The organism is Chitinophaga sp. H8 (genome assembly GCF_040567655.1).
GTDB lineage: Bacteria > Bacteroidota > Bacteroidia > Chitinophagales > Chitinophagaceae > Chitinophaga > Chitinophaga defluvii.
Genome location: NZ_JBEXAC010000001.1, coordinates 2,224,904 through 2,247,661, shown reverse-complemented (window position 1 = coordinate 2,247,661; position 22,758 = coordinate 2,224,904). Strand labels below are relative to the sequence as shown.

Here is a 22,758-nt window from a genome sequence, read left to right as displayed (position 1 = left end):
ACTATTCGGTTATTGATTTTGCACCTGTAATTTTTCCTTGCCGGTAGCAGGTTTTTCCAGGCTGTACAGCCACCATGCACCATAGCGCATGGCCAGTTTATACATTAATATGGGTACTACCACCGCCATTATCAGGCAAACAATGAGTAACACCGGAATATTGGTAATGCCCAATCCCTTCATCAGTACCATGCGGGTAGCAGATGCCACCAGTACATGCGATACATAGATGTACAAGGAATGGAAGCCTACCATTCTCAATATTTTTACCTTGTCATACCGTTGCAACAGGAATGAAATGTTAAACATAAAAGCGCATCCACTCAATGCAATCACTGCAAAAAGTAAGGGCTGATAGGTTTCCACATACATATTATTGCTCATCTCCAGGTCCTTGTTCAGGAAATAATATTGCCCTACCGCAAATATGGGCAGCAGGAAGAAAAATGTTTTCCAGGAGGCAAAACGTCCAAAGTTTGCCTGGTTCAGGATGCGGGATGATGCCAGGTCGCCAAGGGCGAAGAAAATATAATAATGCATGATATCATACAAAAAGCCAAGATCTATGTGCTTAACAGAAACATAGCTGGATAAGAAGTAGAGTATAGTCCCTAAGGTCAGTTGCTGCCAGATATGCAGTTTCAGCTTCTGCCTGGTGATCATATAAAGCACGGTAACATTAAAAAGTGCATACAGATACCAGAACTGATCAATGCGCCTTGGGAAAAGAATAATGTATCCATAGTCTGCGATACTGCGATCTGCATTTACATATTTACTCAGCAGTATCTGAAGGGTAACCTGTAATACAGACCACAGGAGATAGGGGTAAAGCAGGATACTGAATTTATTGCTCAGCAGCTTTTCCATACTTCTTTTAGCCAGGCTTTTGCCGATGAAAACGCCTGAAAGGATAAAGAAAAGGGGCATACGAAAACTATAGAATACAATATTGGCATGTTCCAGGTAATCGTAACCTGTAGTAGGGAGGCCGGTACGGGAGATACCTTCAAAAATATGACGGTATAATACCAGTATAATGGCTATGCCCCGTGCATAGTCAATCCAGGCAAGCCGGTTGCTACTTCCAGTATTTGTATTTAATAGATTCAATTTCATATGCCCTTTTGAATAGCCCCAGGAGTGTGCTACATGTCTACATTACCTTTTTCTACGTAATTCAATATCGCTCCGGTAAATTTCCCGTTCATGCTTTGCAGAAAACTGATAGATTCCTTATCTGTTTGTTTTATAGTTGATTTTGCCGATACAACGGTGATCATGGTATCTGCAAAAGCCAGCAATTCTTTACTATCTGACCGTTCATTCAGGGCAGCGCCTTCCAGCAGTATGTAATCGTATGCGCTGGTAAGGTTAGAGAGGTGCCCCAGGAGATTGTTATCCCCAAGTATTTCTGCCGGTGTATAATCGCCTCCCTTACAGCCGATGATATCAACATGCTCTATGCTGGTAGGGGTGATAATGCTTTTTACGTGTTTATACTGGTAATCTTCTGTTGCATTGGAAAATGCTTCCAGGTCCTGATTGGCTTCAAATTCCCGGGTAAGGGTATTGTTAATGAAATTGGTATCAACGATCAATACCTTTTTCTGGCTCATACTCAGGCTATATGCCAGCGCTTTGATAATGGTGGATTTTCCTTCTCCTACACGTGCACTGGTAAAAAGATATATTTTATGACTGTTGTTTTCAATTTCAAAGCGCAGCTTACGTAAATGCTCGCGGAAAAGCAGGCCCTGCGGTGTTTTTTTGGATTCAGCATCGAAGATGCTGTTCAGGGGTTCCTGTTTCATATTGACTTTGTTCACGATACCCAATAATTTCAACTCAATATTTTTCAGGAACTGAGAAGGTGTTTTGATAGATACATCAATATATTCCAGGAAGATAATGGCGATACAGCAAAACACAAACATGCTTACTCCAGCCAATGCTAATATCATCAACCTTTTAGAGGCTTCCGGTTCTACAGCCGGTTGTCCGTACAGGATCTGCCGGAAGTTATCCAATGGCACCACTGTATTATTCATGACCGCATCGTAGCGGGATTTCACATTTTCATATTCCTGTTGGGAGAGGCTTACTTCTTTCTGTAATGCCAGGTTAGTAGCACTTCTGGATGCAGCAGCGCCTACACTGCTATTCAGGCTGCGTATTTTCTGGCGATAAGTTTCAATATTCTGTTGGGAGGAGCTTATCTGCAGTTCCAGTTCATTTTTCTTTTGCTGCAGATCACCTTTGGTAATACTTCCCGGGCTGTCGGCTGTATTCGCCAGGCTGGATAATTTATTTCTGTAGGCAGTTTTTAGCTTTTGATATTTATTGTAAAGCTCTGTATCATTGGAGCCTTTGTTGATATACTCCTGATTGGCATCGTTCATCTGGCTACGCAGCTTGCTGATTTCGGCACTGGCAGCAGAAGCAGCGCTGGCTGACTGGGCATTGCTGCGCTCCATATCTGCCAGTTGTTTGCTTACCTGTTGCAAAGAAAGGGTAGCACTGTTCAGGGTATTTTGTTCTTCCGTCATCCGGCTTTCAAAAGTGCTGATCTGTTCCATTTTACTGGAGCTTTCAACCGCGGCATCTACACCACCCAGGGTACGCAGGTTATTCAGCTTTTCATCCAGATCGGCTCTTTTCTGAGAAACCAGTTTTTCCAGTGTTTCGATAGACTGCACATTTTGCTGAGAACGGGAAGATTCATTATTTCTCAGAAACTCTGAACATACCTGGTTAACCATATAGGAAGAAAGTTCAGGATTGGTAGACCAGAACTGTACATCAATAAAGTCAGTTCTTTGTATACGGCCTACGGATAACCAGGTTTTGGTAGTTTCTAAATCATATTGGTATACTTTCATGAGCTCCTGTATCTTTCTTTCTTCCGGATCATAAGAACTCAATAATTTTTCGTCGGCGTATTTTTTTCTTAAAATGGCAATAGCCTTTGCTTTATCCGCATTACGATAGGCTTGTTTTTTCATGGCCTCTTCATCCAGTTGGCGGAAAGCGTCTTTGGGGTTTTCAAGATCATGCAGCATCAGGTTATAAGTAACCATGCTTAACACCTTTGTAGATTTCAGGGCTTCAATAACATTGTTAAACTTCACATCAATTTCATAGATGTTAAAGTTCTCATCTTTCAGTTTCACCTGATCGCTAGTTGTAAAACCCGTAGCCATTTGTGCGGATGATCTGTAAAGTTTTTTCTGGTCCATGGTGAGCAGAAAAGCAATTACAATTGCCAGCACACTGCTGATCAGAATCAGCCACTTTCTGCGCATTAACGAATTGAACAAATAAATCAGATCCATATTGTCGGATTCTTTAAAGTATAAAATAATCTAATCTAAAAGTCACTAAAAAATCCGGCTGGTTAGACCGGATTTTTTAGTGACCGGATTAACTTGTTAGTTCTTGATCAATTTCACTGTTTTCACTCTCTTATTCTCTGAAGTCAGCATTTGTAATAAGTAAGCACCTGGAGGAACATTGCTGTTGAAATCCACACGGATCAACTGTGTACCACCTGGCAACTGGATACCTGCTTTCACAAAGATCATTTTTCCACTAAGGTCAAATACTTTGATCACCACATCTTTCGCTTTGCCTTCATTCTTCACCAGCAGATTTACAAAGGAAGTAACCGGGTTAGGGTATACATTTTCAATTGTAATCTCTTCAGCAATAGATTTAGAAGATGGATCAGTTACCACCATATTATTGCTGCTGATAAGACTGCCAGCGTTTGTACGGTTGTTATCTGCACCTATTAATGAACCACTGCCATTAGGATTATCTTCTTTTGGCGAAGCATTTATTACCAGGGCATTCAGATAAGCGTACTGACCATTCGGTGCCACATAAACAGACAGGTGAATTTCGCCATCCTGATCCGGAACGATGTTGTCCAGTTGAACGGTCTGACTGCTGTTATCTTTCGCATTGAGGGTTACTGTTTTACCATTGATGGTATAAGCACTCACCCTGTCACCACCACCTATACGGCTTGCAAAGAATACGAAGGAGTAAGCCATAGATTGGTTCAGACCAGAGAAGGTAACTTTAGCAGTATCACCTTTATCTACATAGTAGGAGGCAGCCATTACATTATCGGGATAGATACCTGAGTTGTTGCCGGTTACCACACCATTAGGATTGGTACCTGAAAAGTTCTGTACAATGGTCATCACCATGCTGGTGTTACCGTTGGTTTCATCCTTGATATTGCTCAGCGTCTGACCTGCAAATGGTAATGAATTGGTATTATTCCATGGAGCCGGTTCAGGGCTGGTTACGTTGATGTTGATCTTTGCGGAATAGCTGAAGGTAGCGCCGCTGGCAATGTTGCCATATTCTGAGAATACAGTATTCGCTTTCGCTCTTACTTTATAATAGTACCTGGTGCTTTCGGTCAGGTTATTATCGAGGTAAGTAGCAACAGTAGCACCTACGGTAGTTACCAGGCTATAAGTACCATCAACAGCAGTTGAACGGTAGATTTCCACACCTGTAGCATTGCTGGCTTTATTACTCCAATCCAGTTGGATAGAGGTCCTTGATTTACCAATAGCGGTCAGGTTTGCAGGTGATAATGGCAGGCCATTATCTGTATAGGATTGTATTACCATGGCATTCAGGTAAGCAAAGGCAGAACCTGTAGCCTGTTTGATAGTAAATTCAATTGCACCGTTAGCATCAGGTGTCAGACCATTGATCTGAACAGTTTTGCTGGTGTTACCTGCTGCATTCAGTGTTACAGACTGTGTACCCACTGTGTAGATTGTGTTCCTGTTGTCAGAAACATCTGCACGGCTGCCAAAGAATACCAGGTTGTATTTACGGGCAGCGGATAAACCGGTAATCCTGATTCTCTTCGCGGTATTGGTCTGATCATAATATAAAGTACTCATTACATTATCCGGGTAGATACCTGAGTTGTTGCCTGTAACAGCACCCACGTTGTTTGCACCGGTAAGTGCATCTATCAGGGTAATGGTAGCGCCACTGGCAGCACCGGTTTCATCCAGCATATTGGTAATGTTCCTGTTGGCGATTGGTAAACCGTTAAAGTTATTCCATGGTGCACCTTCAGGACTTGTCTGGTTATAGTTTACATAAATGGAAACCATATTTTTATCTCTCACAGAGATAACAAAGGACTGACTGCTGGTACCACCATGATTATCAGCAGCGGTTACGGTAACATTATAGGTACCTATGTAAGAGCTGGTAGGAGCGAGGGCTAAATTAGCTGCACCATTACCCGTGTTATTTAAGGTAGCAAATGCAGGTAAGCCGGTTGCTGAAATAGTCAGTATGTCTCCCGGATCATCTGTTGCAGTAATTGGAATACTCAACACATCATCTGTTTTCATGGAAACATTGCTCAGGGTATTCATTACTGGTGCCCTGTTGGCAGCTACTATGGCAATCGTGTCACTAAATGGTGAGTTACCATATGAATTGGTGGCACGGATAGCATAGAAGTACTTTGTGTTTGCAATTACCGCATTATCAGTATAAGCAGTGTCATTTTCATTTCCAAGAGGGCTCAGTAACTGGTAAGTACCCAGTGAGTCAGTGGATTTATACACTTCATATGCTGTTTCATTGTAGGCAGCATCTGTCCAGGAAAGCCTCATACCGGTTGGTATATTTCTGGCGGCAAAATTCCTTGGTTTGGCAGGTGCAGTACCGTCATCATACTTGGCTTCGATCACCATTGCATTGATATGTGCATAAACAGCTCCCGGAGCCCCCTGGAGGTCTACAGACACTTCACCATTTGCATCTGCACTTACATTGCTGATGGTTACTTTATTGGCAGAGTTACCTGTACCGTTCAAAGAAACGGTAGTGCCATTGATAGTGTAGTTGGCAGTACGGTTATCGGTTACACCACCACGGCTACCAGTGAAGGAGAAATTGTATTTGTAGCTGGCACTCAGTCCGGTTACTTTAAATGTTTGTTTTACTGAAGTGGTAAAGTAGGAGCTAGCCATTACGTTGTCAGGGTAAACACCGGAATTATTACCGGTACGTACGCCTAAGTTGTTGGCATTGCTACCACCATTAATGGTTTGCCATGGTGTCATGATCTTGATGGCATAACCTGTATTATTACCATTGTTATCCTTCAGGTTACCGAATACATCATTCTGAGCCACTGGTACTTTATGGGTATTATTCCATGGTGCCGGTGCATCGTTGTTCAGATCGTTAAAGTTTACATATACAGAGAACCCTGGATTCACATCGTTGATCACGATATTAAAGCTCTTGGTATCCTCACCACCTACACCATCAGATACTTTCACTGTTACCGGATAAGTACCTGCATCGGTATAGCCTGGGGTCAGGGTGATCTGGGTTGTTTTACCGGTTGAAACTGCAGATGCAAAAGCAGGCAGGCCGGTAAAAGTCCAGGTCAGGTTATCTGTTCCGTTATCATTGGTAACAGCAATATTGATCTGGGAAGTAGTATGCTCGTTGATGGTAGTAGTTGGTACAGTACCTAATATCGGAGCATAATTAGCATTCACCGTTAATTGGAATACTTTGGTAGCAACACCACTGTGCTGATCGGTAGCTTTTACCGTGATATTCGGATAAACAGCCTGTGCAGCAGCAGATGGGTTGTTAAAGAGGATGGTACCGGTACCATTACCATTGTCTGTAAATGAACCAAATGCAGGCAGGTTGGTAACAGTAAGTGTTACGGGTTCTCCATCCGGATCAACAGCACTTACATTTACGGACAGTTGTGTATCGTAATGCATGAAGCGGTTAGGCAGATCATTCAATACCGGAACACTGTTCAGGGTTTGTGCATTGATTTCATTGGAGTAAGCAGAATTACCACCCACATTGATAGCCCTTACTTTGTAGTAATAGGTTACATTGGCAAACAGGGCAGTATCTGTATAGGCTGCAGTAGCTGTGGCATTAGCCGGAACAGTAGCCTGCAGTTTGTAAGTAGTGTTATTATTTACAGACCTGTATATTTCAAATGCAGTTTCAGTAGTGGAATTATCATTCCATTTCAAACTGATCCTGTCTGAAAGTACTGCTGTAGTAGCCAGCACAGTTGGTGCCTGAGGGATAGCTGGCAGTGCCAGGGTAGTAGCTTTCATGTTCGGGTTGTCGAAAGCAGCGTCTGGAATCAGCTGTTTGGCAATACCGGAGCCATTAGGCCCTTTATAGCTGGCGCTCATGGAATATCCGCCACCACTCTGGAAGTAAGTGATATAAATGGCATGGCGGCCGGCAGACAGGGATTTTGTACCTGATCTTTCTGTTGTACCCTGCAGGTAGTCGTTATTAACAACCTGGTTACCGCTGGCAAAACCATCGATGTACAGTTTACTACCATCATCAGAAGCAGTATAGAAAGTATATGTTCCGGTAGTAGGCAAGGTAATGTAACCAGCAAATTTCACTGCAAAGTTAACGTCCCTGTTGCGGATGTCGAGGGTTACGTTGGCAACGGAACCACTCTTAACAGGTGTTAAGCTGTTAAAATTAGGCAATGCGCTGATGCTTGACATTTCATAGTAGTCATATTGCAAGCCACCTGCATCAGCCGGGTTGAAACCGGAATTACCATATTTGTTAATTGCTTTTACCTTATAATAGTAGGTAGTTTGTGGCTGAAGTGATCCACTATCAGCGTAGGCTACTTTATTGGCAGCGGTAGTAGCAATGATATCAAACGGTCCGCTCATGCTGGTAGCACGATACACTTCAAATCCGGTTTCATTATTGCTGTTATCTGTCCAGGTAAGGTTAATCTTATTATAAGAGGCCGTAATAGCTTTGATCTGTGAAGGAGCAGCCGGAGCAGTACCGCCCAGGTTGGCCTGGTCACGGAAGTAGCTGGCAGGAATTTCCTGTCTGCTGGTTACACCATTAGCGGTGTTTTTCCAGTAAATCTTCATTTCCTGTCCGCCACCAGCTTCGAAGAAGGTAGCTGCAAAACGATGTGCACCTGCTGTGAGGTAGATGGTACCTTCCTTGTATTGGCCACCATGTAATCCGTCATTATCTACCAGTGCTGTACCTGCAAAATCGTACCCATTATCGATGTACAGTTTGCTACCATCATCTGAATAGGTTTCAAATGTATAGTTACCTGTAACCGGGATATTAATATATCCTTCCCACAGGAAGGCAAAATTATCATCCTGGGTTCTCACGCTGATATCAGCGGTAGGAGTAACCCCTGTTTTAACAGGAACCAATGCATTAAAGTTAGGTAATACGGTAAATGCACCGGTATAGTATTTATAGTTCAAACCACTGCTCACCGTCATAGCGGTTACCTGGTTACTAGGCGTAGATACGTTGCCGGTAAGGTCTCTTGCCTTTACGGTAAGCGTGTACACCTGGTTGTAGGTAAGGTTGTTGACAGAGAAAGAAGTTTGTGTATCATCAACAGTGTAGAATTTTACACCATTTACATAGATATCATATTTAGTAACGCCTACATCATCTGTTGATGGTGTCCAGGAAAGGCCAACAGAATTTCTGGTAGTACCCGTTACGGTTAAGTTGCCCGGAGCAGTAGGAGGGGTGTTGTCTACCTGGGTAGTGCCCACCGCTTCATTGCTCACAGCAGCTGCGCCGTTTTCGTTTACCGCTCTTATGATATAGTAATAGGTACTATTTGGATTCAGACCGGTATTGGAATAGGTCAGCACATTCGCACCTACCAGGGCGATCATTTTGTATGGACCACCGGCGCTGGTACCGCGGTATATTTCAAATCCGGTTTCGTTATTAGCTGGATTGGGGTTTTCGCTCCATTCAACAGTCATTTCTGTTTTAGACACTGCGGTAGCCTTGGCATTAGTTGCAGGGTCAGGCGCATTGGCACCACTGGCTTTTACTACTTTAAAAGGAGCAGAGAATTCGCTGGAGCAGCCAAACTGTTCAGTCACTTTCACTACATATAATCCAGAATCTTTTACACTCAATGTTCTTTGTGTGCCTAAAACAGTAGGATCCGTTACTTTCTTCCACAAATATGAAGTGTATCCTGCAGGCACCTGCAGTACCACACTGTCCCTACCATCCGGAGCGGGTATTACCTTACTCATTAATCCGTCTACTGTGATATTGGAGCTAACGGTAGGCGCTTTAATTTTGATCTGTACAGGGATAGGAGACCATGGAGTCCAGTCTGAACCATTTCTCAGGCGTACATCATACACACCGATGCTGGTTACCACCAGGGTATTGCTGGTAGCACCAGGAATTACATTACCATCTTTACGCCATTCATATTGATCGAAGCCCTCGGTTACACCCAGGGTTACATTAATAGGATCGCCAGGACAAAACTCTGTCCTGCCAAATAATGGCCATGGGTTAGCCTTGTGTGCCCGTTTGGCAAAGGGGAAATAATCAGCTTCGCCCCAGGCATTGTACCATATACCATGTCCAAGACCGTCGTATATGGTCAGTTTCATGTTTGCACCAGCAGCCTGTGCAGCTTCGTATACATTCTGGGCTACACTGGGATGTGGGTTGGTATCTGCACCACCCTGGAATTCCCATACCGGGATCCATTTGAAGATGGGGATAAAATCTTTGATAGCATAGGTAACAGCGCTGATAGGGGCTGCTGCTGCCACCAGCTTAGGATAACGGTTCATGAAATCCCAGCTGGCACCACCACCACCGGAAAGGCCCTGTACCATAATACGGTAAGGGTCCAGCTTTACTTCCGGTATCATATAATTTACGATCAGGTCTTTAATGGCATCAAACTGTACATTTCCGAAAAAACCACCCTGGTTTTGCGGATAAAGCAGGAAGCCATCAAAAGTCCCGTTGTCAACTGCATTCTTGTGAAGTTCACCACCATGGTACAACTGATATTCGTTGTCATAGACAGTGCCTTTTTCACCTACACCATGCCAGAAAATGATCATGGGGTATTTCTTACCATCAGCTACGCCATGCTGGTAAGATTTGGGGAATTTTAAACGGAACTGTACGCCATTGTAGAAATAGCACTTGTAAGAAGACGTGTTCCAGTTTACGCGAGGCGTTCTAACCCATTTGGCCAAAACACCCCAGTTGGGGGTAGGAGGTGGGGCGGCAGCATTGTAATCCTCTACCGTATCATTGGGGTTGAGGACTCCTGTCTGTGCCTGGGAGGAACTGAATCCGATCACCAGGAGAAAGGATAGCAGAAGGTAAAATTTATTCATAGATCATAATTGAGTATCCGGTAATGAAAATATATTGACTAATTCCATTAAAGCTTACGCGATAATTGCATTCAGTACTTGATCAATAACATACATTAATGATCCATTACTCAGATCTTCCGAAGGATATGATGGCTAAAAAGAATGAGGCGATTTACTCCGGGGCTCAACGAATCCTACGCAACAATAGTTGTACTGTAAACTGCCTTTTGGCTTGTAATAGGAGATGGAAAGAAAAGGTGACTGTTTCCTTAAGTAAATGAAATCCGGTTATGATTTAATCTTACTGGCTTACCACTGTGCTAAGGTAGCAGCCTGGAAATAAACTGGATGCAAGATATAAATAAATTATTATCCTGCTAATGGAAATTCGTAAAATGTATAAAATTACCCGTGAATAGATAGGATTCGGACGTGAACGCCTTGGAAATGCCAGTGTAAATTCATCAGGTAAAAGCATAAATTAAATAAATTATTTATTTGTTGCATCCAGATGCAGGTGTAAATCCCTCAAAATTAACAGCCTATAAAGTATTTACTATTTTTACCAAGTATCCTTTTGGCTAATAAAAGCAGTAATACAGTTGGGATAATAATGGACAGATAGCACAAAATCCAGTTCAGTAAAGTACCCGGCATTTCATGTCCATAGAACATATAACTGATCCGTCGCTGCAGTAGCACAAAATGGTAGTGGAAAAAGAAGATCCCAAAACTCAGTGAGGCAAATAAGCCCAGTATTTTGGGAACATACTTATCCAGTTTCCAGAGCCAGTAAATGTAGAAGCAGCAGAAAAGGATCTTTTGGGTATAGTCTACCGTATCATAGTATTTTGCCGGCATATAAAAGTTGACTATTACGCTGGCAAAGGCCAGTACTGTAATCAGCAGCCAGTATTTTTTGGCAATTTCCATAAACCGGTCTTTGTAATGGCTTAGCAGCATACCAAAAATATAAGCCGACAGGAAGTGGGCGGCCATTTTGAAGGTTTCTGCGAGGGCTGCCCGCTGAATAATAAAGAGCGATACAAAGAACAGTGGTATCAACAGCCAATATAGCCGGGGATGCCGGTCCATATAAATCAGGAGCGGCGAGCCCAGATAAAACAGCGAGATCATCGGCACAAACCATAGCTGTTGCATGTGGGCCCCATGCAGCATATAGTACGTAATCTGCCTGCCGATGGGGAAGGTCGCAAAATCAGGATGTACCGCCAGGGTAAACCCGGGTACATCCTTGTAGATAATGCGATAGATAAGAATAGGGATAGATACGATCAGGTAAGGGCAGATCACGTTCTGCACTTTTTTGATCAGGTAAGACTTGTATTCAAAGTTTTTGGAAAGATGCTGAAACAGGTACCCCGCAATGAAAATAAACATCACGGTAGAGTTCTGGAAGATGATATGCAGTATACGCTGTGTTGGATCGCCTTCGGGCCACTTCAGCAGTGGATGGGCAGCCACCACATACAAGATGGATATCCCTCTGAAATAATGGATGTAATTCAAAAATGACTTGCCTGTACCGGCTGGTGCCTGCATACCGCTTGCGGTCACATTGATGGGTGTTGGCGTAGTGCTGATTACTTGCTGCATAAGTGAATTTCGTCTGTTCTTACCAATCCATAACGCACGATTTCCTCATCGGTCAGCATGTCGGTAAGGGGTATAAAATTAGTCTTAAAGCCCTGGGCGGCTAATCGCTGGTCGTAGTCCCTGCCATAAAACCGTACGTAGTTGGGATCTCCAAACCGGCTGATGCGCTGGTTGCTGTCGGTCAAAGACAGATCCTCTTCAGTAACTGCCAGATCTTCTCTTACAGGTACCTGTATGATGGCCTTTCCGCCTGGTTTCAGCACCCGGAGCATTTCCCGGAAAGCTTTCCAGTCGTCGGGAATACATCCCATCACATGGCTGCATAGAATAACATCGTAGGTATTATCTGCAATACCTTCCATATCCGTAATGTCCAGGTAGATGGTATCATCCGGATAAGTGTTTTCGTAGCTGTTTACAAATTTATCACCAGCCGTATATTGTATGGACGGATCTTTACTGAAGCGCTTGTAGAATATTTCTTCCGGAGCAACATGTAACATTTTTATACCGGGAAATAAGAAACCAGGGTACCGTTCCAGGAATAGCCAGAAGGTTCTGTCCCTTTCATTGGATCTGCATTTGGGGCATTGTGCGGGACGTCTGTTGTAACCAATCTCCAGGAACCTGGAGAATTTGCCTTTACAGCAGGGGCATTCCACTTTATTGCCCTGGTAGTATAACCCCCGTAGTTCGAGATACACCGGCAATGCGGTCTGTTTTAACAGATTCTTTATGGTACTCATTTGTCTGAAAAAGATTAGAAATTAGGTGTTGATAAAATATATCATTTCGTAGTTTGGGTCTGTATCATGAAACCGCAGCCGTACTTCGGGCTGCTTTCTCCCATACTGCGGATTGCCGCTTACGGATATACCGGAAAAAGCCCTCATAAATAGCTACATTCATAAACAGAAAATAAAAAGGTATATAAAAGATTTTGATTTTTATGGAGCGGGTTGCCAGAAAATATCCTCCTATGGCCAGCAGATAGAAGGCAACCTGTGCTACCAGCATCAATAAGTACCATCCCCCCATGCCATTCCACACCAGCAGTGCATTTGTAATCAGCATTACGGGCAGGCTCAGCGGACTAAGCGTCCAGCGTAGCACCCGGTGTGAAATATACTGAAAGGATAACAGGGGGTATTTGAATATGTTCAGCAAGGGGGCCAGTTTTATAATGGACTGGAATCCGCCGGCGCTGATACGAACTTTCCGTTTGTGCTCTTCTGCTATAGAAAAGGAGGGGGCCTCCATGGCATATGCATCCGGTGCATAGGCAATCCGGTAGCCAGCCTGCGCAATCCGCAGGGAAATAATAAAATCATCCAGTATCACATCCTGTTCCACCGGCTGGTATAAGGCGGTACGGATGGAAAACAGCTCTCCGGCAGCGCCTACTACAGTGTACAGCGCTGCATCCAGCTTTTTCAGGGTAGATTCATATTTCCAGTAAACGCCTTCCATACCTGCAGCACCATCATTTTCGCCTTGTAATACCTTCTTCTCACCGGCTACTCCCCCGATAGTAGGATCTTCATAGTGTTTCACCAGGTGAAGGATAGCAGCTTTATTCAGTAAGGTATTAGCGTCACAAAAAACAACAATAGGGGTGTCTACCTCCTGCATAGCCCTGTTCAATGCAGCCGTTTTACCGTTCCGTTCCGGCTGATGCATCAATTGTACCCTTTTATAAGGGCGGATAATATCAGGTGTGCGGTCCGTAGAGCCGTCTGTGATCATGATTACTTTAAGTTTGTCTTCGGGATAGTCCAGTTCCAGCGTATTCTGTATCTTCCGGGCAATAAAATCCTCTTCATTGTAAGCTGCAATCACCAGGGTAACCTCCGGCATAGGGGAGGCAGGTAATGTTTGTTTCCGGGAAAACGCACGCTTACATCTGACTAATATATATAACAGCAGTCCATAGCCTACATAATTGTAAAACAGGACGAAAAAACTGCAAAAAAACAATAGTATCAATGCTTTCATATATATAAACTAGGTGGACTCGGGGGTTAGGAAGAACAAACTTATAAAACAAATTTAATTACAAAGCCGTAGAAAGGGTACGCGAAACAAATAAAAACAAGCATTTACTTCCGAATTCCAACCGTTTACCAAGAAAAAATGATCATTTACCAATTTTTAAATATTAGAGAATGATTATTATTATAGTTTTACGGCAGATTAGTGATAAATAATGATCTGTTGCGTATTCACCCATGAGTTAAAACCTCATCGTAAATAATTTGCTTGGCTCGATATTTATCAATAATTTTAAATTCCTTACGAACCATCTCCTCTGAATTTCCAATACTTTAACCTTAACCCTTGGGAACCGAAAGTCTTTATGCTTTAGGCAGTTTAGATTTTATATGCTAAAAAGCATTTTAGATTTTTTGACCTAATCCTCCTGGAAGATCGCCATGTAAGCTTTTAGACTTACATATTTAATTATCCGCCTGCGTATGCAAGGGATAGATCTAGTGGTTAACGTTAAAAATATTTAAATGAAAAAAACAATACTGATTATTGATGATAGTGCACCGATACGTTATTTATTGGAAACATTCCTTGGCAGAAAATACAAAGTGGTGTCTGCTATAGACGGACTGAGCGCAATGCTCTGGCTGGCTAAAGGGAATAAACCAGACCTTATTATTACGGACATCCAGATGCCCAATATTGATGGCTGGGAACTTATCGGACATCTGAATAGTAATGAACTGTATAATGATGTACCCGTAATTGTTTTATCAGGCACAGAAGCACCTCAGGGTGATTCCTCGTATAAAACAATTGATTTTATCAGAAAGCCTTTTGACCCAATCAACCTGATGTCAACAGTTGATAGAAATATGCAACAGTTAACCATCAATGCGGTTACTGCCTGATAATGAATGCAAATAGTCTTATTACCGAATTTGTAAAGCCCTGAAATTATGATTTACAATTTACCACTACGTTTACCGGTAAGAAAAGAGAAGTCGCGGGCACGCGTCATCACGCTACCGGGTATAAATGCCATGTCATTCAATTTATCAATTGGCAGCAGCAAGGCGTACGGTCATATTTTATCTCAAACAGGATTATTGGCGATTACGGTAAATGATATCGCTGTAGTGAAAAGAGTGTTAAAGGAAAGAATGCATACCAATGGATTGCCCGGGTATATTATTTTCAACCTGGATCAGCTATCCGGCATTTTCAAACCTTTTCTGGAATATGTACAAAGCAGTAATGAACTGCGTAAAATTCCATTGTTTGTATACAAAGAAACCGTTAACAAAGCCGATAAAGATAAGCTCATCGCAGCTGGTGGTATTGATGGTATTATTACAGCTAATACCAATGTGGAATCATTTAATAGTACCCTGTTATTTGCGCAGAAAATAAAACAATTATCCGCTGCAGGGCAGGCAGAGGCACGGACATCGGCCACTGTGGGAGTGAAAGGAAGTGCTGCCATGGCCAGTTATGTTGCCAAGCGGTTATTTGATATCTGTGTGTCCGGTACCTTACTGATACTGGCCAGTCCGTTATTCCTGGTAATCGCCGTGATTATCAAGCTGGAATCAAAAGGAGCCATATTTTATGCAGCTCCCCGTGCAGGAAAACGCTATCAGGTGTTTAAGTTCTATAAATTCAGGACCATGGTAGCTGATGCAGATAAGCAGGTGAAAAGCCTGACACATCTGAACCAATATGATGCGAACGATGAGAGTGGCCCTGTTTTCTTTAAACTTACCAATGATCCCAGGGTAACGAAGTTTGGGGCCTTTTTAAGAAATACCAGCCTGGACGAAATTCCACAGTTGGTGAATGTGTTGAAAGGAGATATGTCTTTGGTAGGAAACCGTCCGTTACCGCTTTATGAAGCAGCCACACTTACTACAGATAAATATGCGGAAAGATTTATAGCACCTGCCGGCATTACCGGATTGTGGCAGGTAAAGAAAAGAGGCAAAAAAGAAATGAGTGTAGATGAACGTATCGGACTGGATATTGATTATGCGAAAAAACACTCCTTCTTTTATGATATGCGTATCCTGGCAAACACACCTGGTGCCCTGATACAGAAAGAGAACGTATAGCACTGATTTTTATTAACTACCGAATACAATGGAACCACATTTACAACCACTGGTATCAATTATTGCATTAAACTATAACCAAACCACTGTTACCTGCGAATTCCTGGAATCTACCAAAAAGTTGACCTACAGAAATTTTGAAACAATCCTGGTAGACAATGGCTCTAACGTAAACCCGACAGCACAGTTAAAAGCAGGGAATTATCCCAATCTGAAGATTTTATTAAGCGAAAAGAATCTGGGCTTTACAGGGGGGAATAACCTGGGCATGCTGCATGCCAAGGGAGATTTCATATTTATCGTAAATAATGATACAGAGGTAACACCTGATTTAATTGAACGGCTGCTTGAACCATTCTACGAAGACAGTACCATTGGCGTAGTGTGCCCCAAGATCCGCTTCTTTCATCATCCCAATATTATTCAATATGCAGGCTTTCACAAAATGAACCTGCTTACCGGAAGAACCTGGGCGGTAGGAAGTAAGGAAGAAGATAAAGGACAACATGATGGTTCCGGACCTACCCATTGCGCACATGGTGCTGCCATGATGGTAAAACGGGAAGTGATTGAAAAAGTGGGCATGTTTGCCGACAAGTTCTTTATCTATTATGAAGAGTCAGACTGGTCTGCCAGAATTATCCGTGCAGGCTACAAAATATATTATAACGGTAAGGGATTGATCTTCCATAAGGAGTCTATTACCATGGGAAAAGAAAGTGCGGTAAAGGTATATTATCATACCCGTAACCGTATCCTGTATATGCGCAGAAACACAAATAAATTTCAACTGGCTGGTTTTCTGATGTTCTTTACTTTTTTCACTTTCCCTAAATCAGTATTGCGCTATACTTTGAAAGGGCAGTTTGAACACCTGAAATCATTTCTCAGGGGTACATTCTGGAATGTAACCACATCAAGCTATTCACCAGTTTAAAAAAAGAAAATTATGATAATTAGATCTCTTGTTACCGGCGGTGCCGGATTTATAGGCTCCCATGTTGTTAACCATTGTTTGCAAATGGGTCATGAGGTAGTAGTGCTGGATGATTTGAGCGGTGGATTTGAAGACCATATTCCTGCAGGTGCCACTTTTATCCAGGGTTCTGTAACAGATGAAAAACTGGTGAGTGAGCTGTTTGCGGAATATAAATTTGACTACGTATACCACCTGGCTGCTTATGCTGCGGAGGGGTTGTCACATTTCATACGCCGGTTTAACTATAATAATAACCTGATAGGCAGTATCAATCTGATTAATGAATCAGTGAAGCACAAAGTGAAATGTTTTGTGTTTACGTCTTCTATTGCCGTATATGGTGCCGGCCAGCTGCCCATGCGGGAAGAAATGATCCCTACACCGGAAGATCCGTATGGCGTTTCCAAATATGCTGTAGAGCTGGATCTTAAAGCTGCACATGAAATGTTTGGATTGAACTATGTAGTATTCCGTCCGCATAATGTATATGGCGAAAACCAGAATATTGGTGATAAATACCGTAATGTAATCGGTATCTTCATGAACCAGATTATGCAGGGCAAACAGCTGACGGTATTTGGAGATGGAGAACAAACCCGTGCATTCAGTTATATTGATGACGTGGCTATTCCAATTGCCAAATCAGTAACCATGCCGGCAGCTTATAACCAGGTATTCAATATTGGTGCTGATAAGCCATATACCGTGAATGAGCTGGCTACCGTAGTTTGTGCCTGCTTTGGGGTAACACCGGATATCAACCACCTGGAAGCGAGAAATGAAGTAATGCATGCTTACTCTGATCATACGAAGGCGCACAGTGTTTTTGGTAAAGGGTCAGGTATTAGCCTGGAAGAAGGGATTTCCAGGATGGCCGTGTGGGCTAATAAGGTTGGCGCCAGACAAAGCCAGGAGTTTGCAAATATTGAGATTAACGAAAAATTACCGCAGGGATGGGCCAAAGCTCCCGCTGCTGCCGGTACACCTGCATAATGACCGGAACCAGGAAAATACGCGTTTTACAGACTATCCGCCAGGGACTGATCGGGGGAGGTGAAACACATGTGTTGAGCCTGGTGGGTCAGTTGGACACCACCCGGTTTCATCCTATTGTGCTCTCCTTTACAGATGGTCCTATGATTGATCAGTTGCGTAAGATGGGAGTGGAGCATCACGTAATTCCTTCCCTGAAAGCATTTGACCTGATGCAATGGAGAAAAGTAAAGGAACTTTTGCAGGAAGAAGATATTGATATTGTACATGCACATGGATCCAGGGCCGCAAGCAACCTGTTCTTTCCTGCCAGGGCATTAAAAATTCCTTTGTTGTACACCATTCACGGCTGGTCTTTTCATGATGACCAGCCTTTTATGGTAAAGCAGCTGCGGGTGTTTTCAGAAAGATTTCTGACGGCTAATATGCAGCGGAATATATCTGTAAGCGCCTCTAATTTTGAAACAGGAAAAGCGCATTTCAGTAACTTTCAGTCCACTATTATTAACAATGGGATTGATCTGAACCGGTTTAATCCGGAGAATGCTGCTAAGGATATCCGCAGTGAGCTGAATATACCTGCGCATCATACCCTGGTAGGATTTATCGCACGGATGACGGCACAGAAAGACCCGCTCACCATGATCAGGGCTTTTGCACAGGTACTACAGCAGCGCAAGGATACTACCTTGCTGATGGTTGGAGAAGGAGAGCTGCGGGCTGATATGGAACGTTTGGTAAATGAGCTGGGCATTCAGGAGCATGTTATTTTTCAACCTTTCCGGCAAGATGTGCCGGATATCCTGCAGGCTACGGATATCTATTGCCTTCCTTCTTTGTGGGAAGGTATGCCGATAGGTTTGCTGGAAGCAATGGCCATGAAAAACGCTGTTGTTGTTACCAACGTAGACGGCTCCAGGGAAATTATACAGCATATGAAAAATGGCTGTATGGTGGAAGCCAGAAATGCGGCCATGTTGTCCGACACTATTCTGAACCTCATTGGCGGTAAAGATTTAAGGGAAAAACTGCAAAACGCTGCATTGGCTACCGTCAGACAAAATTTTAGTGTGGTGGAAATGACCGCCAGGGTAGAACAATTGTATGAAGAAGTATTGCAGCTAAAAAGAAATACCGCTTAACGCACGTAAGCATATGACAATGACAAAAGAAATCACCTACGAATATAACAGGATCGCCGACAGGAAACGGCTTGATTTTATATCAGGCTCCCTGGAAGGAAAGATCCCTGCTGATGGTACTATCCTGGATGTGGGATGTGGAAATGGTGTCATTAGCAGACACCTCGGACAATTGGGCTATAACGTGCTGGGAATAGATGTGAGCGATAAAACCATACAAACTGCCCGTAGTCTGAATAACATGGACAATGTCCGTTTTGATGTCATCAGCGCAGAAAATCTCGTGGCCCAGGGAAATACCTACGATGCGGTGATATGCAGCGAGGTGCTGGAACACCTGGACAATCCTTCCGCTTTGCTGAGCGTATTGTATCAGTCATTAAAACCCAATGGCCAGCTGATTGTTACGGTACCTAATGGAAAGGGGCCCCGCGAAATGCTGGTAACAAAGCCGGTGCTGAGGATCAGGAGTAAAAATAACTGGATGTGGAAACTGCTGCAGGGCACCAAAAAAATGTTAGGTTACAGTGGCACTACTGTACAGTCTGCTGCAGATAACCTCGATCATGTGCAGTTTTTCAGCAAAAGTGACCTGGAGAAATTATCAGCCGACAACCACTTTAAAATAGTGCGCTTTGGCAAAGCTAACTTTGTAGAAGATGTTTTTCCTTTTTCTATTCTTGCCAAACGCATTTCTTTTCTGCAGAAATTAGATTGTAAACTGGCGGATATATTACCGGATCGTTTTACCGGTGGATTTTTTACTATCTGGATCAAGGCCGACAGACCAAGTACTCCCTGAACCCTTTTTATATGAACACCATCCTTCAAATACTCAACGTACTATTCATCATTATACAGGTAGTGATCGCAGCTTACTTACTGCAGTCCAGCTTTTTGTTGCTGATATTTTGTATTAAGAGAATATTCAGAAAAAGTAATCCTGTAGTAGCCGGAGAGGAGGACGAAGGAAGTAAAAAACATAGTTTTGCGGCCATCATCACGGCACATAAGAACCTTACACTGGTGCCACCTTTGGTAGACTCCCTGCTCAAACAAAACTATGAGGATTATGTGATTTATATTGTGGCAGATGCCTGCGATGAGCAGTCATTGGAGTATAATGATCCTAAAGTTAAGTTTCTGAAGCCGGTTACGCATCTGAATGCCAAGATCAGGTCTATCGACTACGCCATCAATCATTTTATAGCACCGCATGATGCGTTGATCATATTTGATACGGATAACCTGGTACACCCGGATTATATGCAGATCCTGAACCATTATTTTAACCAGGGACACAGGGCGGTACAAACCAACCTGCAACCTAAAAATACAGATACACTGTATGCCCGGTTGGATACTGCAGGCAACTTGTATAATAATTTCTCCGACCGTTTGATGCGTAAGGAACTTGGCCTGTCAGCCAATATCTGGGGACTGGGTATTGCCATGGAAACCAGCCTGTACAAAGAGATTATCTATCAGCATTTCCTGGGCGGGTTTGATAAAAAGATCCAGGCCGATATCGTGAAAAGAATTCCTTTACTGGCATATGCCCCGGAAGCAATGGTGTATGATGAAAAGATCGATAATGGGGATGCATTGGAAAAACAACGTACAAGGTGGATCAATGCCTATTTCAAGTACTTTAAATATGGATGGGATGTATTACTTACCGGATTGAAAAGAGGAAGTTTTAACCTGCTTTATTTTGGTATCAACCTGCTGCGTCCACCATTATTCATCCTGTTAGGCAGCGCCTTCGCGTTTGCCATTATCAATCTACTGGTATCAGTAGCCTGGACAAAGTTCTGGATAGGTGCCATCCTGGCCTTTGTTGTATCCTTCTTTCTGATAGTACTGGTCATGCAAAAGGATAAAAAGATCTTTTCTGCGTTATTCTACCTGCCATTCTTCGTATTAAGACAGGTAAAAGCATTGCTGAAAATCAAGGCAGCCAACAAATCTTTCCTGCAAACGGAGAATAACAAAGTATTGTACATTGAAGATGTCTTAAACCGCTAATCCCGCTTTCTTTATTCCCGGTTATTTTTTATGTGTTTGTAAAGCCGCCTGGCTTTACTCCGGAATGCCCTTTTATGGCAGCTCCATGATTTAAGTGTTATTTCCTTTATTTTTACTACAATAAATATTGGCATTAACGTAATTCTTAATACATGGCAGAGACCATAGAAATCAGACAACTTACAGCAGAAGATTACCTGGACCTGAAAGAGTCCATGATGTCGGCCTATGCGGATATGCAGGGAAGTTACTGGAGAGAGCCTACTATTCGCAGACTGATGAATCTTTTCCCGGAAGGGCAGATTGCCGTGACGGTGAATGAAAAGGTAGTGGGCTGCGCCTTATCCATTATTGTGGACTATGAGAAATACGGGGATAATCATACTTATGAACAGATTACCGGGTATTATACTTTTAATACCCATGACCCTAAAGGCGACACCCTTTATGGTATAGAAGTATTTGTACACCCCGATTTTCGTGGAAAGCGGCTGGCACGCCGCCTGTATGATGCCCGCAAAAACCTGTGTGAAAGGCTTAACCTGCAGGGGATCGTAGCAGGAGGAAGGATTCCCAGCTATGAAAAGTATGCGGATCAGCTCACACCCCGGGAGTATATTGAAAAAGTAAGGGATAAGGAAATTTATGATCCCACACTTACTTTTCAGTTTTCCAATGATTTCCTCGTCAAGAAAATACTAAAGAATTATTTACCCAACGATGTGCCCTCCCAGGGGTTTGCCACCTTGCTGCAATGGTTTAATATCTATTACGAAAAAGATATTGATACCATCCGCTATCAGAAGTCTACCGTACGTATCGGGCTGGTGCAATGGCAGATGCGGGATTACCGCAACCTGGAAGGTTTTTTACAGCAGGTAGAGTTTTTTGTGGATGCGGTAAGTGATTATGGTTCCGACTTTGTGGTGTTTCCGGAGCTGTTCAATGCACCACTGATGGCTGAGTTTAATCAGCTGGATCAGGCAGGGGCGATCCGGGGAGTAGCCAAATATACGGAAGCTATCCGGGAGGAGTTTTTACGGCATGCGGTGGCTTATAATGTAAACATCATTACGGGCAGTATGCCTATTGTGATGGAAGAACAGCTGTATAACATTTCTTACCTGTGCCGCCGCGATGGCACCTATGATCATTATATCAAAATTCATCCTACACCCAGTGAGGTATCTGCCTGGGGGATCAAGGGAGGCAACGAGATCAAGGTATTTGACACCGACTGTGGCAAAATAGGCATCCAGATCTGTTATGATGTGGAGTTTCCCGAGCCTGCAAGGATATTGGCAGAACAAGGCATGCAGATCCTGTTTGTACCGTTCCTCACGGATACACAACATGCTTATAACCGGGTACGTTTCTGTGCCCAGGCCCGGGCAGTGGAAAATGAATGTTATGTGGCTATTGCAGGTTGTGTAGGCAATCTGCCCAAGGTAAATAATATGGACCTGCAGTATGCACAGTCATGCGTGCTCACCCCTTCAGATTTTGCATTCCCGGTAACGGGAGTGAAGGCTGATGCCACCCCTAATACAGAAATGGTGGTGATTGCGGATGTGGACCTGGTACTGCTGAAGGAGCTGCATGCTTTTGGCAGTGTGCAAACAAAAAAGGATATGCGCCATGACCTGTACGGCGTGGTATGGAAAGGAGAACAATAA

General features: G+C 43.2%; 14 protein-coding genes. 8 read left to right on the top strand and 6 right to left on the bottom strand.

Features of this window, described 5'->3' with window-relative positions; all coding sequences use genetic code 11:
- Positions 1-9: 9 nt before the first annotated feature.
- The 6 genes from ABR189_RS08510 to ABR189_RS08485 all read right to left on the bottom strand — a co-directional run bounded on the left by ABR189_RS08510 (position 10) and on the right by ABR189_RS08485 (position 13,835).
- Positions 10-1,119, bottom strand: coding sequence for an acyltransferase family protein (locus tag ABR189_RS08510; RefSeq protein ID WP_354660047.1), 1,110 nt, complete (start codon positions 1,117-1,119; stop codon positions 10-12).
- A gap of 29 nt (positions 1,120-1,148) precedes the next feature.
- On the bottom strand, positions 1,149-3,335 hold the full coding sequence (locus ABR189_RS08505; RefSeq protein WP_354660046.1) for an exopolysaccharide transport family protein: 2,187 nt from the start codon (positions 3,333-3,335) through the stop codon (positions 1,149-1,151).
- Positions 3,336-3,431: 96 nt separating this feature from the next.
- A complete protein-coding gene (locus ABR189_RS08500; RefSeq protein WP_354660045.1) occupies positions 3,432-10,241 on the bottom strand; it encodes a fibronectin type III domain-containing protein in 6,810 nt (2,269 codons plus the stop codon).
- Between the two features lie 516 nt (positions 10,242-10,757).
- Positions 10,758-11,840, bottom strand: coding sequence for an acyltransferase family protein (locus ABR189_RS08495; protein ID WP_354660044.1), 1,083 nt, complete (start codon positions 11,838-11,840; stop codon positions 10,758-10,760).
- Positions 11,828-12,586 (bottom strand): methyltransferase domain-containing protein, encoded by a 759-nt coding sequence (locus ABR189_RS08490; protein ID WP_354660043.1) that lies wholly within the window; start codon positions 12,584-12,586, stop codon positions 11,828-11,830. The genes ABR189_RS08495 and ABR189_RS08490 overlap by 13 nt, the downstream gene beginning before the upstream one ends.
- A 64-nt stretch (positions 12,587-12,650) precedes the next feature.
- On the bottom strand, positions 12,651-13,835 hold the full coding sequence (locus ABR189_RS08485) for a glycosyltransferase family 2 protein (RefSeq protein WP_354660042.1): 1,185 nt from the start codon (positions 13,833-13,835) through the stop codon (positions 12,651-12,653).
- 521 nt (positions 13,836-14,356) lie between these two features.
- On the opposite strand from ABR189_RS08485, the gene ABR189_RS08480 reads away from it, so the two are divergent.
- From ABR189_RS08480 to ABR189_RS08445, 8 genes are all read left to right on the top strand, one after another.
- The gene (locus ABR189_RS08480) at positions 14,357-14,740 is read left to right on the top strand and encodes a response regulator (protein ID WP_354660041.1); all 384 of its coding nucleotides are present in this window, start codon (positions 14,357-14,359) and stop codon (positions 14,738-14,740) included.
- Positions 14,741-14,788: 48 nt separating this feature from the next.
- Entirely contained in the window at positions 14,789-15,940 is a 1,152-nt protein-coding gene (locus ABR189_RS08475; RefSeq protein ID WP_354660040.1) for a sugar transferase, read from the top strand.
- A gap of 28 nt (positions 15,941-15,968) precedes the next feature.
- Positions 15,969-16,877 (top strand): glycosyltransferase family 2 protein, encoded by a 909-nt coding sequence (locus ABR189_RS08470; RefSeq protein WP_354660039.1) that lies wholly within the window; start codon positions 15,969-15,971, stop codon positions 16,875-16,877.
- Positions 16,878-16,889: 12 nt separating this feature from the next.
- Positions 16,890-17,912 (top strand): NAD-dependent epimerase/dehydratase family protein, encoded by a 1,023-nt coding sequence (locus tag ABR189_RS08465; protein ID WP_354660038.1) that lies wholly within the window; start codon positions 16,890-16,892, stop codon positions 17,910-17,912.
- Entirely contained in the window at positions 17,912-19,054 is a 1,143-nt protein-coding gene (locus ABR189_RS08460; RefSeq protein ID WP_354660037.1) for a glycosyltransferase family 4 protein, read from the top strand. The genes ABR189_RS08465 and ABR189_RS08460 overlap by 1 nt, the downstream gene beginning before the upstream one ends.
- Before the next feature lie 13 nt (positions 19,055-19,067).
- Complete coding sequence (locus tag ABR189_RS08455) at positions 19,068-19,856, top strand: class I SAM-dependent methyltransferase (RefSeq protein ID WP_354660036.1); 789 nt, start codon at positions 19,068-19,070, stop codon at positions 19,854-19,856.
- Between the two features lie 11 nt (positions 19,857-19,867).
- On the top strand, positions 19,868-21,082 hold the full coding sequence (locus ABR189_RS08450) for a glycosyltransferase family 2 protein (protein WP_354660035.1): 1,215 nt from the start codon (positions 19,868-19,870) through the stop codon (positions 21,080-21,082).
- 152 nt (positions 21,083-21,234) lie between these two features.
- Positions 21,235-22,758 (top strand): GNAT family N-acetyltransferase, encoded by a 1,524-nt coding sequence (locus ABR189_RS08445; RefSeq protein ID WP_354660034.1) that lies wholly within the window; start codon positions 21,235-21,237, stop codon positions 22,756-22,758.